Source organism: Bradyrhizobium sp. 1(2017), assembly GCF_011602485.2.
Taxonomy (GTDB): domain Bacteria; phylum Pseudomonadota; class Alphaproteobacteria; order Rhizobiales; family Xanthobacteraceae; genus Bradyrhizobium.
The window spans coordinates 3,504,786-3,518,318 of sequence record NZ_CP050022.2 but is presented as its reverse complement, the minus strand read 5'-3'; the positions used below and the strand labels follow the sequence as shown (position 1 = coordinate 3,518,318).

Below are 13,533 nucleotides of genomic sequence, written 5' to 3'. Positions count from 1 at the left end.
ATCAGAACTTCGCTGTCGTCACGACGTAGAAGGCCCGCCCCGGCGCGACCGCCACGAACGGCACGGCACTGCGATAGAACGAGTCGTAATAGAGCTTGTTGGTCAGGTTCTGCGCGTAGAACTTCATGGTCCAGTTCTGGTCGATCTTCTTCTCGACGAACGCGTCGAACCGCCAGTAGCTCGGCAGCTCGTTGGTGTTGGCCGCGAAGGTGCCGCCATAGACCTTGGAGCGATACACCGCCTGCCCGCCGAGCTCCCAGCCGTCGTCGAACTTGTACTTGGTCAGCATGCTGAACGACTGATGGGCAATGTTGGCGAGTTGCTGTCCGATATTGGCGGGGATGTTGCTCTGCGTGACCTTCGACTGCATCAGGACCAGGCCGCCGAAAATGCTCCAGCGGTCGGTGATCTTGCCCTCGGCCTCGATGTCGATGCCCTGGATACGGTAGGCCGCGTTGGCGGTGAGCAAGCCCGCGGCGTTGGTCTCGCGCGCGTTGTCCTTGGTGGTCTGGAACAGCGCACCGGTCACCAGCAGGTGACGATCGGCAAGCTCCCATTTGGTGCCGAGCTCGATCGCCTTGTTGCGCTCGGGCCCGAGCAGGACGGCCGTATTGGGCGGGACACCGCCGTAATCGGTGGCGGTCGCATCAAGCTCCGATCCGAACGGATTGGCCGAGGTCGCATAGGCCGCATAGAGGCTGCCGATCGCCATCGGCTTGTAGACCAGGCCGACATTGTAGTTCACCAGATCGGCGTTCTGCTTTAGATAGGCCGCGTTGGTGGACGAGCTCTGGCTATAGCCGTCATAGCGCACGCCGCCGTTGACGATGATCGTGTCCTGCCAGTTCGCGGTGTCCATGACATAGACACTCGTGGTGTTCACACCATAGCGCGTCGGATTTCCAACCAGCGATGGGGTGCCGAAGGGAATGTAGGTGAACTGCGGGGAGTAGAGATTGACGTTCTGGACGGCACCGTTGCTGGTGAAGCCGGCGCCAGACAGTTCCGACGCGAGGCCGGCGTAGCGGTCGATCGAGATGTTCTCGTTCGAATATTCGACGCCGAACACTGCGGTGTGCTTGACCCCGCCGGTGTCAAGCTTGAACGTGGCTTCGTTCTGGTTGGCCCATACGTCCACGTTCTGGTAGCGGCTCTGCGCGCTCGCCGTCGTGGTCCAGAGCAACGGATTGGGGCTGGTCGTATTCGGGTTCTGCGGCAGCGTGCCGATGTAGTTGAGCAGCGAGTGCTCGCCGCGCACCTTGCTGGTGAGCGTGATGGCCTCGTTGACCTTGTACTCGATCGCGCCGGTGCCGAAATCCTGCCGTGCGGTCTGGAAGTCGCGGTTGAGGAAGCCGTACCAGTTTCCGCGGGGAATGCCGGCCGACGTCACCGGCACATTGCCCTGCCTGTAGTAAGGCACGCCGAAATCCGGCAGACCGCTGAGGTCGGTATGGACGTAGTTCGTGGTGATCTTGATGTCGCTGGTCGGGTTGTACTTGGTCGAGATGAAGCTGCCCCAGCGATTGTCGGTCACGTAGTTGCGACCGGCGACGTTGGCGTCCTGGAACAGGCCGCCCGTGCGTACCGAGAAGGTCGGATCGATGACCTGGTTGACGTCGAGCGTGACGCGCTTGGTCATGTCGGTGCCGAACTCGGAATCCATCCGCTTGAAATTGACGTCGCCGGCCTGCTTGGTGACGATGTTGATGGCGCCGCCTGCGGTGCCGCGGCCCGCGTAGGAGGATGCGGGTCCGCGCAGAATCTCGATCTGCTCGGTGAAGAAATTCTCACGGATCGAAACGGCGGGATCGCGGATGCCGTCGATGAAGACGTCGTTGCGCGCATCGAAGCCGCGGATGAAGAAGCGGTCGCCGAACGCGTTGCCGCCCTCGCCCGAGCCCAGCGTGACGCCTGCGGTCGAGCGTCCGACCTCCTTCAGCGTCGTCGCGTTCTTGTCCTCGAGCACTTCCTTGCTGAGCACCGTGATCGTCTTGGGTGTGTTCAGCATCTTCTCGGGAAACTTTCCCGAAGCCTGGACGTGGTCGACCTTGTAGGGCGCGGCGGGATCGGCATAGGGATTGCCATCGGGCGCACCGGACGGAGTGGTAGGAGCCGCCTGCCGGGCCTGCTGGCGCTGCGCGGCACGCCGAATCGCGTTGCGGGCGCGGATCTGTTCCGGCGAAGGCTTCGAGGTCACCGGACGTGGACGCTGCACGGGAGCATCGACCGTCACTGGCGGCAGGCTCGACTGCTGCGCCTCAGCGCCACTCGACACCGTCGCAACAGCTATCAGGCTTGCAACCGCGGTAACCGTTTTGCCCGCAGCGGCATCGAAATTATTGTCGACAGACTTTCTCACCGCAGCCGTACGCAATGACCGCGGCAACCTAACATTCCCCATTTCACGCCCCATTTTTCCACGACGATTGGTCGCATTGCGACAACTCGACGCAATGGTGCTATCGGGCGCGTGAATGAGGGTCAACGCGAGCAGGGCAACATTCCGACTGAATCCGTTCATTTCAAAACGATTCTAAACTCGACGGCGTCCGCAGTTTCAAACGGTTCTAAAGTTGAAGCGTTCTAATCTGCCTTCCGATTGCTGCTGCCTCCAATGCCTCATCAGCGCACCGATTGATGCGCGTGATCGAGACGGAGATGCCAGCAGCAATGCGGTCCTATCGGTCGAGCAAAATCAGGTCAATGCAACTCGTCCGTCCGCACATTTGAATCTGTCCAGATCGGAGTGCGTTTGAAATTTCGCACAGTTGAAAGGACCCGCGAGTCCCGTCGGCACGCGTTCAATCGCTGCGCGGCGGCTTCATCAGCGAGAACAACTCGTCGACGGTCTTCTGCGCGACGGCGCGCACGCGATCAGTGTCATCCATGCCGGCGATATTGACGCCGTTGACCACGGCTTTGATCTCGTCGCGGAAATCGGTGAGGAAACGCAAGGGATCGCGCTGCTCGTTGGCCACGCGTGCGATCAGCCCCGTGATCAGAATCTGACACGCGATCAGCTTGCCGTTCAGTTCGTCCATTCCTTGCACTCCATTCGTGGCGACGCCGATATGGATGATGCGGATTTTCCTGACAACCGAAACGGAGCGCGCGCGTTTAGAACCGTTCTTGCAACATCCCGCGCAGCTTCACCACGCCTTGCAGAAGGGTCGCACGCCGATCGTCCGCGCCCATGAAAATGCGGCTCTGCCCACCGCCACGACAGAGGGCTGCCCAAGCGGTGCAAAGCTTTCCAATTGTTTAGGATTCCCGACCGATAGTGCTGTTTACACTGGAACTTGGCGTGTATTATACAAGCGCGCTGGAACCCAATGATTGCCCCATAATTCGTAAGCCAAGGGCACAAGAGCCGACACGAGACGATATGAAAAAGTCCCGGCCGATCCTCTGGATTCTGATCATCGCGGCCGTGGCCTCCGCAGGTTACTATGGGTGGCAGAAATTCAGCCCGGCCGGAACGACCCAGACGGCAAAGGCGCCGCCTCGCCCGTCCGCCATTCCCGTCAGCGTCGCGCCGGTCCAGAAGACCGACTTTCCGGTCTATTTGACCGGTCTCGGTACGGTTCAGGGCTTCAACACCGTCCAGGTCCGCAGCCGCGTCGACGGCCAGATCAACAGGCTCGAGTTCAAAGAAGGCCAGATCGTCCAGCAGGGCGACCTTCTGGTCTCGATCGATACCCGCCCCTATCAAGCCGCGCTCGACCAGGCCAAAGCCAAGAAGGCGCAGGACGAGGCGAGCCTCGCCAACGCCAATCTCGAGCTCCAGCGCGCCATGAAACTCGGCGAATTCGCGACCGCACAGCGGGTCGATACCCAGCGGTCCACCGTCGCCCAGCTCACCGCCCAGATCGCTGCCGACGAAGCTGCGATCGCCAATGCCCAGACCCAGCTCGACTACACGCAGATCAAGGCCCCGATCACGGGGGTCGCCGGGCTTCGCCAGGTCGACATCGGCAATATCGTCAACGCCTCGACGCAGACGGGCATCGTCACGATCTCACAGGTCGAGCCGATCACCGTGATCTTCACGGCACCGGAAGACCAGCTTCCTTATATTAGTGACGGCCAGAAGACCGGCGCGCTGAAGGTGATCGCCTTTACGACCGACGGCAAGAAGACGCTGGCCGAAGGCAAGCTCGCCGTCATCAACAACCAGGTCGACACCACCAGCGGAACGATCCGGCTCAAGGCGGTGTTCGACAACAAGGACCACGCGCTGTGGCCGGGACAGTCCGTTTCCACGCGTCTTCTGGTGCGGACGCTGAAGGACGCGACGGTGGTCCCCGATGACGCGGTCCAGCATTCGACCAATGGCCTGTACGCTTATACCGTCAATCCGGACAACAAGGCCGAAGTGCACAAGATCAAGGTCAGTTATGCCATCGATGGACGTTCGGTCGTCGATGAAGGCCTGACTCCCGGCCAGCAGGTCATCACCGGCGGTCAGTTCAAGGTGCAGCCCGGAAGTCTCGTCTCCACAGCGGTGGCGAGTTCGGATCCGGCCCAGAAGAAGGTTCGACAGGAATGACCGGGGGCGGGATCTCGGCGCCTTTCATCCGTTATCCCATCGGCACCTCGCTGCTGATGGCAGGCATTCTCTTCGTCGGCCTCGTCGCTTATCCCCTGCTGCCGGTTGCGCCACTGCCGCAGGTGGACTTCCCGACCATCCAGATCACCGCCAATTTGCCGGGCGGCAGCCCCGAGACGATGGCCTCGTCGGTGGCGCAGCCGCTCGAGCGGCAATTCGCCCAGATCCCCGGCATCGCGCAGATGACCTCGACGAGCTATCTGGGCACGGCGTCGATCACCATTCAGTTCGACCTCAATCGCAGCATCGACGGCGCCGCCAACGACGTCCAGGGTGCGATCAACGCCGCCAGCGGCCAGTTGCCGAAGAATCTGCCCTCGCCGCCGACCTACCGCAAGGTCAACCCGGCGGACGCCCCGATCCTGCTGCTGTCGGCAACATCAGACACATTGCCCCTGACCAGCGTCAGTGACGCCGTCGACGCCCAGCTCGCTCAGCAGATCAGCCAGCTCTCCGGCGTCGCACAAGTCTTCATCGGCGGCCAGCAGAAACCTTCGATCCGCATTCAGGTCGATCCGGCGAAACTCGTTGCCAAGGGCCTCTCGATGGAGGACGTGCGCAGCCAGATCGCCATCACCACGGTCGACAGCCCCAAGGGCAATATCGACGGCCCCAAACGCGCGTACACGATCTACGCCAACGACCAGCTCACCGACGCCAAGGACTGGAACGACGTCATCATTGCCTACCGCAATGGCGGCCCGTTGCGAATCCGCGACATCGGTCAGGCGGTCAGCGCAGCCGAAGACGCCAAACAAGCCGCCTGGGCCAACGGCAAGCGCGGCGTGTTCCTGGTCATCTTCAAGCAGCCCGGCGCCAACGTCATCGAGACCGTCGACCGGATCAAGGCGACCCTGCCCCGGCTGGTGGCCGCCATTCCACCCGCCATCAAGATCGAGCTGATCAGTGACCGCACCACGACCATCCGCGCCGCGGTCGAGGACGTCCAGTTCACGCTGCTGCTGACCATCGCGCTCGTGGTCATGGTCATCTTCATCTTCCTGCGCAGCTTCTGGGCCACCGTCATTCCCACGGTGACGGTGCCATTGGCGTTGCTGGGCGCGTGCGCCATGATGTGGGTGGTCGGCTATTCGCTCGACAATCTGTCGCTGATGGCGCTCACCATCGCGGTCGGATTCGTGGTCGACGACGCCATCGTGATGCTCGAGAACATCACCCGCTACATCGAGGAAGGCGACTCGCCGATGGAGGCCGCCTTCAAGGGCTCCAAGGAAATCGGCTTCACCATCGTCTCGATCAGCATCTCGCTGGTCGCGGTTCTGATCCCCCTGCTGCTGATGGGCGGCATCATCGGACGCCTGTTCCGCGAGTTCGCCGTGGTCCTGGCGATGACCATCTTCGTCTCGATGTTCGTGTCGCTGACGTTGACGCCGATGATGGCCTCGCGCTTCCTGCGCGCGCACGGCGAAGTGACTCACGGCAAGTTCTACCAATGGAGCGAGCGCGCCTTCGACGGCTTGCTGCGAGGCTACGAGTATGTTCTGGACCACGCCCTGGCCTGGCGCCGTACTACGCTGGCGATCTTCTTTGCCACGCTGGGACTGTCGATCTACCTGTTCGTCCTGATTCCGAAGGGCTTCTTCCCGCAGCAGGACGTCGGCCTAATCACTGCGACCTCCGAAGCCTCGCAGGACATCTCGTTCGCCGAGATGCAGCGGCGCCAGGTCGAGCTCGGCAAGATCGTGATGGAAGATCCCGACGTCGCCACGATCGCGATGAACATTGGCGGCAGCGGCCGGGCCGGCAACAACGGCAACATGTACATCACGCTGAAGCCGCGTAACGAGCGCGAGGCCTCGGCCCAGCAGATCATCGCCCGGCTGCGTCCCAAGCTCGAGAAGGTATCCGGCGCCCGCCTCTACATGCAGGCGGCCCAGGACGTCCGGCTCGGCGGCCGACCGACGCGTACGCAGTTCGAGTTCACCCTGCAGGACGCCAATCTCGCCGAGCTCAACGAGTGGGCACCAAAAATCCTCGCCAAGATGCAGACGCTGCCGGAGCTGCGCGACGTCGCGACCGACCAGCAGACGCAGGGCACCACGGTTCAGCTCAAGATCAACCGCGATACCGCCTCGCGCTACGGCATCCAGCCGCAAATGATCGACGACACGCTGTATGACTCCTTCGGACAGCGGCAGGTGACGCAGTTCTTCACCCAGCTCAACACCTACAAGATCATCCTGGAAGTCCTTCCTGAATTGCAGGGCGATCTCGAGACCTTGAACAAGCTCTATCTGAAGTCGCCGTTGACCGGCGAACAGGTGCCGTTGTCGACCTTCGCGACCTGGACCACCGATCCGGTCCGTCCGCTGTCGATCAGCCATCAGGGTCAATTCCCGGCGACCACCATCAGCTTCAACCTCGCCCAGGGCGTCGCGCTCGGCCAGGCAACCGAGGCCGTGCAGCGGGCGATGGCCGAGCTCGGCACCCCGCCGACACTCAATTCCAGCTTCCAGGGCACCGCACAGGCGTTCCAGCAATCGCTCGGCACCGTGCCGCTGTTGATCCTCGCCGCGCTCGTCGTGGTCTACCTGATCCTCGGCATCCTCTACGAGAGCTACATCCATCCGATCACGATCCTGTCGACCCTGCCCTCGGCCGGCGTCGGCGCGCTCGCGATCCTGATGGCGGCCGGATTCGACTTCAGCCTCATTGCCTTGATCGGAATCATTCTCCTGATCGGCATCGTGAAGAAGAACGGCATCATGATGGTCGACTTCGCGATCGCCGCCGAGCGCGACGAGCACAAGACACCGGAGGAATCGATCCGCCAGGCCGCGCTGCTGCGCTTCCGCCCGATCATGATGACGACGATGGCCGCGCTGCTGGGCGGCGTGCCGCTGATGCTCGGTCACGGCACCGGTGCCGAAATCCGCCAGCCACTCGGCTACGCGATGGTCGGCGGCCTGATCGTCAGCCAGGCGCTGACGCTGTTCACCACGCCGGTGGTCTATCTCTATCTCGACCAGCTCAACAACTGGTTCTCCACCTGGGGCCGTTCGGGTGACGGCGAAGGCGACGAGGCTCCCGCGCACCGTACCGTCAAGGAAGCCGCCGAGTAAGCTTGCGCCGTGCCTCCCGCGACGTTACAGCGGAGTTCTCGGTTCACGCCAACGCGGTTTCGCCATGCTCATGCAATCCAGACTTGTCGCCCTCGCCGCTGCTGCCCTGTTGTCGACCGGCGCTGCGCATGCCCAGCAGAGTGCTAAGAAGAACGCCGCTCCTCCTGCCCCGGCCGCGCAGGCCGCGCCTGCCCCGACGCAAGCGCAGGCGGACGGCACACCGGGGCAACCCGGCTGGATCGTGCGCTGCACCAGCCCGAGCCGCGACGCGCCGCTCGAATGCGCGATGGAGCAGAACGCGGTGCTGACCAAGACCGGCCAGACCGTCGTCCTGATCAACATCCGCATCGCGCCCGACACGCGCACGCCGATTGCGCTGCTTCAACTGCCGCTCGGCCTCAACCTTCCCATCGGTGCCAAGCTCCAGGTCGACGAGGGCAAGACGTTCGATCTCCAGATCCAAACCTGCGAGAACCGCGGCTGCTACGCCTCGACGCCAGTCGCGCCCGACCTGCTCGCCGCCTTGCGGTCGGGCAAGCAGCTCAAGGTCTCCTTCCAGAACATGGCCAAGGAGACGATCGCGATCCCCATGCCGCTGAACGATTTCGCGGCGGCCTACGACAAGATCAAATAAGGCGCTTCAGCTCGCAATATCGCCTGCCCTCAGCAGCGTCGTGAAGCCGCCATAGATCATGCGCTTGCCGTCGAACGGCATGCCCTCCATCTTCAGCCGTGGATCCTCCATCACCTTCTTGTTGATGGCGTCGCGGCTCTCCCTGTCGCGATAGACGATCCAGGCGAAGATCACGACTTCGTCCTCCTTCGCGATCACCGCGCGCGGGAACGAGGTGAGCTCGCCATAGGGAACGTCGTCGCCGATGCATTCGACATAGTCGAGCGCGCCGTGCTCCATCCAGATGGCGCAGGCGCTCGTCGCCATCGCCTTGTAGGCCTCCATGTTGGCCTTGGGCACGGCGAGCACGAAACCATCGACATAGGACATTACGGGTCTCCTTGGGTTGTGTGATCCAAGGACGATGGAGTACGCGTCGATCCGACACGAAAATGCGATTGTCAGATGAGGCAAACGGTCGCGACCGGCGGCGCGGCCAAATCGCGTGTCCGGCCCGGGTTCTGCGCCGTCCACCCGCTGCGCGCGGGATGTCACCCGGCACGGGATGATCCGACGCGCCCTTCGGTTGCATTGCAAAATTTGACACGCAGGCGATGCAGGTGCATGCTGGCTTTTTTATTGATTGTTTCGGAGAATTGCGCATGGCTCGTATTGCCCACGCATTGCGCTTGCTGGTCATCACCGCTTTTCCGCCGATCCTGGCGTCCGGACCGGCGACCGCACAAACCCCAGGCCAAATCGTTACCTATCGCGGCGCTTGCGACGGCTCGGCGGCGGTCGCTCTCGGTCAGGATCGTTTCGCCGTCGCTGATGACGACAGCAATGTCCTCAGCATCTTCCAGATTGGAAAGCCGGACGCCCAGGCGCTCAACCTCGATCAGTTCCTTGAAGCGCCGCTGAAGAAGACGCAACCTGGACCGGACGGCAAACCGGCCTTCAAGGAAGCCGATATCGAGGGAGCGGCGCGGATCGACGATCGCATCTATTGGATCGGTTCGCATGGCCGCGATTCCGACGGCGATGCCGAGCCGAGCCGCGCGCGTTTGTTCGCGACACGTATCGTGTCGGATCCGGCGGGGCCTCGCCTCGAGCCGGTCAACTCCATCGCCTACAAGAACCTGCGTGAGGACATGTTCGGTGACGAGAGGTTGAAGGCCTTGAAGCTTGCCGAGGCCTACGCGCCCGACAAGAAGAAGGACGGGCCGCCACCGGAATCGGACAACGGGTTCAATATCGAAGGACTGGCTGCTACGCCGGATGGCCGTCTCCTGATCGGATTCCGCAATCCGCGCCCCGGCAACAATGCCGTGGTGATCCGGCTCGACAATCCCGCGGAGGTGGTGGACGGCAAGAAGCCCGTCTTCGGCACCTCATGGCAGCTGGAAAACCTCGAGGGGCGCGGCATCCGCAGCATCGACCGGATCAACGACACCTATGTCATCGTCGCGGGACCGCATCTGGACGCCGACGATTCGAAGATCAAGCCGCCGTTCGCGCTCTACACCTGGAGTGGCCAGGAAGGCGACAACAAGCCGGCCAAGATGAAGGACGTGACGATCCCCGCCGATTTCAACCCGGAAGCGGTGTTCGCAATTGCGGGCAACATGATGCTGCTGTCCGACGATGGCAGCAAGAGGTGCAAGAAGGCGGACAGGCCCGAGAAAACCTTCCGGGCCCTCACCCTGCCGGCGCCGAAATGACGGCTGGCTGCGGCAGCGTTGGCAGCAGCCGGGTGAAAGTAGCGCGATGATCTGACAGGGAGCGTCGAATGCCGATCGTGGGAACGGGATGGGAGCTTCATCTCAGGCGCCTCGGGATGCACAAGAGCGGGTCGAGGCAACGCACCTATGGCAGTTACCAGGTCTATGTCGACGGCGAAGCGCAGCCGTCCCTCGCGGGCTTCATCTGCGAAAGATTGGGGCCGGGCGACAACAAGACCGCGGGCAACGGCAAGCGCGTCGAAGCAAAGACCTATCCGCTGTGGACGCAGTTCGGTCAGTACCGCTCGATCCGCTACTCCATGAATCAGGACGTGGCGGGCAAACCGCCCATGCCCGCCGTCCTGCTGCTCGGGACCGGCGCGCGAACGGGTATTCTGATTCACCCCGCGCATCCGCCCAATCTCTATCTGTCGAGCATCGGCTGTCTCAATCCGACCGGCGCCGTCGGCCCGAAGGACCTGATCGACTTCTGGGATTCGCGCCGCCGGGTGATCGCCCTGCTGGAGAGCCTGAAAGCCCATGCACCCGCCGCTTTCGCGCATGAAGTCTCGACCCGGATCAAGGGTGCCTCGATCGTCATCGACGGCGAACCGACGAGACAGCTCACCGCGACGCCCGCCCCTGCTTTCGAAGCGGTATCGGCGGAGACGGCGCTGCTGCTGCCGATCTCGAAGGCATCGGTGCTGATTTGCGCCAAATGGCTGATGGAGAATTTCGGCGACCAGATCACCAACGCCTGCGCCGGCAAGGCCTACAAGCCCAAACATCTCTGCGCGATCGTGTGCCAGGAAACCGCCTATAAGTGGATTCCCTGGCTCGGCACCCACTCGGTGCAGACCATCGTCGAGCGCGCCGTGTTCGATGCGAGCGGCGATTACCCCGGCACTTCGCGCCGCGCTTTCCCAGTGAACACCCAGGCGTTTCGCAACAAACACGGTAAGCCCTTCACCGACATGCTGATCGAGGAGGCGAACAAGACCCGTCGCCTGCAAGGCTGGGGCGACAAGCCCTGGGTCTACAAGGGCTACGGCCTGTTTCAATACGACCTGCAGCACGTGGAGCCCGCGGAAGGTTTCTTCAAGAACAAGGAATGGTACAGCTTCGACAATTGCCTGCGCCGCGCCGTCGGCGAGCTCGACAGCAAATTGACCGCCCATAGCGGAAATCTCTGGAAGGCCATCAAGGCCTACAACGGCTCGGGCGCAGCCGCCGAGCGATACATGCAAAACGTCAAGGCGTTTGCCGAATATTGCGAGGAGGTGACGGGAGCTTGAGGAACGGCGGCCATGGCGGCGGCGCCCGAACAAGGTTGCGGACTTGCAGAGCCGCTTGGATGGCGACCACCGGCCTTCGTCGGGCGGCTGGCTGGGGAACCTGGATTCGAACCAAGACAAACAGAGTCAGAGTCTTCGATTTCGCACTGAAAAACATACAAAAATTCGCCGCATGTTGCGCCTTTGTCGCGCCTCAAGTATACTCCAGTGCAATCAAGCGGTGGAGCGGGGCCGATGTCAGTCAGAAAACGCGCATGGACTACCTCGTCCGGCGAGACGCGCGAAGCTTACGTGGTCCAGTACAGCATTCCGGAGCTAGACAGCCGCGGTAAGCGCAAGCGCGTCATCAAGACATTCGATCGCAAGAAGGATGCAGACGCTTTCCAGGCCCAAGTGCGAGTCGATTTGGGCAAGGGCACACACGTGCCCGCATCGAAAAGTCCCACCGTAACCGAAGCCGGTCGCAACTGGATTGACGCTTGCGCAGATCTCGAACGCACGACGCGGGACGGCTACGATCAGCACTTGCGTGACCACATCAACCCGTACCTCGGCGGCTTGAAACTGTCCGCCCTGACCATTGGCGTGGTGCGGGACTGGCAGGACAAACTTCGGAAGGGTACACCTGCTCCGGGCCAGGCCGAAGCCTCGCCACGGTCGGCTGACATGGTGAAGCGCGTAACGGGCTCGCTTGGTTCCGTGCTTGCCGATGCTCAAGAGCGCGGCCACGTCGGTCAGAACGTCGTGCGCAGCCTCAAGGCCAACCGAAAGCGTGGCAAAGAGCGAAAGGCAGAGCGCCGGGCGAAGGGTAAATTAAAACTCGGCGTCGACATCCCTACTCCATCGGAAATCGAAGCGCTGCTTGGTGCCGCCGACGGTAGATGGCGCCCTTTCCTGCTCGTGGCGATCCGATGCGGGCTCCGAGCTTCCGAACTCCGAGGACTCCGCTGGCAAGATGTCGATCTGAAGAAAGGTGAACTGCACGTCCACCAGCGCGCCGATGCCTACAACGAAATCGGCCGGCCGAAATCGGAAGCTGGCGAACGCACGGTGCCCATTCCTCCGACTACCCTCAAAGCGCTCAAGGAATGGAAATTAAAGTGCCCGCGCGGTTCGGACGGCGCGCAGCACTATGTATTTCCGAACGGCTCCGGAAAGGTCGAATCACACGCCAACATCATCACCCGCGGATTGATTCCAACTATGGTCGCCTCGGGCGTAACAGCGCCGGCCTTGGACAACGAAGGCAAACCGGTTCGCGATGAGGACGGCAAGCCTACGTTCACCGCCAAATATACCGGCCTGCACGCGCTGCGACATTTCTTCGCTAGCTGGTGCATAAATCGCAAAGTGGACGGTGGCTTAGAGCTGCCGCTTAAGGTCGTGAGCGAACGACTTGGGCACTCCAACATCGCGATCACGGCCGATCTTTACGGACACCTCTTCCCACGTGCGGACGACTCGGCCGAATTGGCCGCGGCAGAAGGCAAGTTCGGCTAGGTAAGGTTTGCTTAAGCTTTAGCGCGCTTTAATGGACGCACTTACTCTCTACGGGACCAGCGGCGGGATGCCGTAGCGGTCCTTTACGACAGCGGGATGCTGCCGGGAGCTTGATGCCATACGTGGCTCGCTTCGGCAGTTATGCCCATCAGCGAGTCCCTCGCGGAGTCTCGCTGTGAAAACCGAAAATTCAAAGCTTATGGCTAAGCCCGACGATTTCGTGTGGGGCGCGGCCGAGATCGGCAAGTACCTCGGTCGCTCGAAAGAAGCGACTTGGTTCATGCTCGAACAAAACCGCGTGCCTGGCGCGAAGAAGGTCGCCGGCCGCTGGGGAATGCATGTCCCCACCTTCCTTTCCAGTTTCACCGAAGCCCCACGCGCAAGCGTCGCCGCTTGAGCTAGCTGCCGCATCGCGGTGGCTGTACGGCGCGGCGCTGGTGCCGATCCCCCCACCGGGCCGCGCCACCCCAATCAACCAGGAGAGCTTGCAATGTCCAAAGTCGTCATCGTTCCCAACACGCCGCTCGCCGAGTCCAACGGCAGTTTCGGTCACCACGTCGACACGGGCGGTCAACACCGCATGGAGTCCGACGGTTCATTCGGTCCCCACAAATCGGAAACGCCTGCGCCGATGAGCAGCACTGTGAACGGCGTCACCCACATCATGCCGCCCGATCCGCGGAAGTGGTGATTTCGCGTCGACCGCAACACC

11 protein-coding genes are annotated in these 13,533 nt (G+C 62.2%); 8 read left to right on the top strand and 3 right to left on the bottom strand.

Annotation, left to right across the window (positions count from 1 at the left end):
* Position 1: 1 nt before the first annotated feature.
* Together HAP40_RS16360 and HAP40_RS16355 are read right to left on the bottom strand one after the other, a co-directional pair.
* Complete coding sequence (locus HAP40_RS16360) at positions 2-2,401, bottom strand: TonB-dependent receptor (protein ID WP_166816844.1); 2,400 nt, start codon at positions 2,399-2,401, stop codon at positions 2-4.
* Between the two features lie 400 nt (positions 2,402-2,801).
* Positions 2,802-3,041: a hypothetical protein gene (locus HAP40_RS16355; protein WP_166816845.1), complete on the bottom strand. Its 240-nt coding sequence runs from the start codon at positions 3,039-3,041 to the stop codon at positions 2,802-2,804.
* A gap of 344 nt (positions 3,042-3,385) precedes the next feature.
* Between HAP40_RS16355 and HAP40_RS16350 the strand changes: the two genes are divergently transcribed.
* From HAP40_RS16350 to HAP40_RS16340, 3 genes are all read left to right on the top strand, one after another.
* Entirely contained in the window at positions 3,386-4,549 is a 1,164-nt protein-coding gene (locus tag HAP40_RS16350) for an efflux RND transporter periplasmic adaptor subunit (protein ID WP_166816846.1), read from the top strand.
* On the top strand, positions 4,546-7,692 hold the full coding sequence (locus HAP40_RS16345; protein WP_166816847.1) for a multidrug efflux RND transporter permease subunit: 3,147 nt from the start codon (positions 4,546-4,548) through the stop codon (positions 7,690-7,692). Before HAP40_RS16350 ends, HAP40_RS16345 begins: the two co-directional genes overlap by 4 nt.
* Positions 7,693-7,756: 64 nt before the next feature.
* A complete protein-coding gene (locus tag HAP40_RS16340) occupies positions 7,757-8,326 on the top strand; it encodes an invasion associated locus B family protein (RefSeq protein ID WP_166816848.1) in 570 nt (189 codons plus the stop codon).
* Between the two features lie 6 nt (positions 8,327-8,332).
* Here HAP40_RS16340 and HAP40_RS16335 read toward each other — a convergent pair whose 3' ends face one another.
* Positions 8,333-8,695: a DUF1428 domain-containing protein gene (locus HAP40_RS16335; protein ID WP_166816849.1), complete on the bottom strand. Its 363-nt coding sequence runs from the start codon at positions 8,693-8,695 to the stop codon at positions 8,333-8,335.
* A 272-nt stretch (positions 8,696-8,967) separates the two neighbouring features.
* On the opposite strand from HAP40_RS16335, the gene HAP40_RS16330 reads away from it, so the two are divergent.
* From HAP40_RS16330 to HAP40_RS16310, 5 genes are all read left to right on the top strand, one after another.
* Entirely contained in the window at positions 8,968-10,026 is a 1,059-nt protein-coding gene (locus HAP40_RS16330) for a DUF3616 domain-containing protein (protein ID WP_166816850.1), read from the top strand.
* Between the two features lie 68 nt (positions 10,027-10,094).
* Positions 10,095-11,321 (top strand): peptidase S8/S53 subtilisin kexin sedolisin, encoded by a 1,227-nt coding sequence (locus HAP40_RS16325; protein ID WP_166816851.1) that lies wholly within the window; start codon positions 10,095-10,097, stop codon positions 11,319-11,321.
* Positions 11,322-11,555: 234 nt separating this feature from the next.
* Complete coding sequence (locus tag HAP40_RS16320) at positions 11,556-12,821, top strand: tyrosine-type recombinase/integrase (protein ID WP_166816852.1); 1,266 nt, start codon at positions 11,556-11,558, stop codon at positions 12,819-12,821.
* Between the two features lie 175 nt (positions 12,822-12,996).
* Positions 12,997-13,218 carry a hypothetical protein gene (locus HAP40_RS16315; RefSeq protein ID WP_166816853.1) on the top strand — a complete coding sequence of 74 codons (222 nt, stop codon included), beginning with the start codon at positions 12,997-12,999 and terminating at the stop codon, positions 13,216-13,218.
* A 93-nt stretch (positions 13,219-13,311) separates the two neighbouring features.
* Entirely contained in the window at positions 13,312-13,512 is a 201-nt protein-coding gene (locus tag HAP40_RS16310) for a hypothetical protein (RefSeq protein WP_166816854.1), read from the top strand.
* Positions 13,513-13,533: the final 21 nt, after the last annotated feature.

Bases quoted from the DNA above. Each gene is read 5' to 3' on its own strand.
- HAP40_RS16360 (WP_166816844.1), bottom strand. From the start codon at position 2,401: ATGGGGAATGTTAGGTTGCCGCGGTCATTGCGTACGGCTGCGGTGAGA.
- HAP40_RS16330 (WP_166816850.1), top strand. From the start codon at position 8,968: ATGGCTCGTATTGCCCACGCATTGCGCTTGCTGGTCATCACCGCTTTT.
- HAP40_RS16335 (WP_166816849.1), bottom strand. From the start codon at position 8,695: ATGTCCTATGTCGATGGTTTCGTGCTCGCCGTGCCCAAGGCCAACATG.
- HAP40_RS16320 (WP_166816852.1), top strand. From the start codon at position 11,556: ATGTCAGTCAGAAAACGCGCATGGACTACCTCGTCCGGCGAGACGCGC.
- HAP40_RS16340 (WP_166816848.1), top strand. From the start codon at position 7,757: ATGCTCATGCAATCCAGACTTGTCGCCCTCGCCGCTGCTGCCCTGTTG.
- HAP40_RS16350 (WP_166816846.1), top strand. From the start codon at position 3,386: ATGAAAAAGTCCCGGCCGATCCTCTGGATTCTGATCATCGCGGCCGTG.
- HAP40_RS16325 (WP_166816851.1), top strand. From the start codon at position 10,095: ATGCCGATCGTGGGAACGGGATGGGAGCTTCATCTCAGGCGCCTCGGG.
- HAP40_RS16310 (WP_166816854.1), top strand. From the start codon at position 13,312: ATGTCCAAAGTCGTCATCGTTCCCAACACGCCGCTCGCCGAGTCCAAC.
- HAP40_RS16345 (WP_166816847.1), top strand. From the start codon at position 4,546: ATGACCGGGGGCGGGATCTCGGCGCCTTTCATCCGTTATCCCATCGGC.
- HAP40_RS16355 (WP_166816845.1), bottom strand. From the start codon at position 3,041: ATGGACGAACTGAACGGCAAGCTGATCGCGTGTCAGATTCTGATCACG.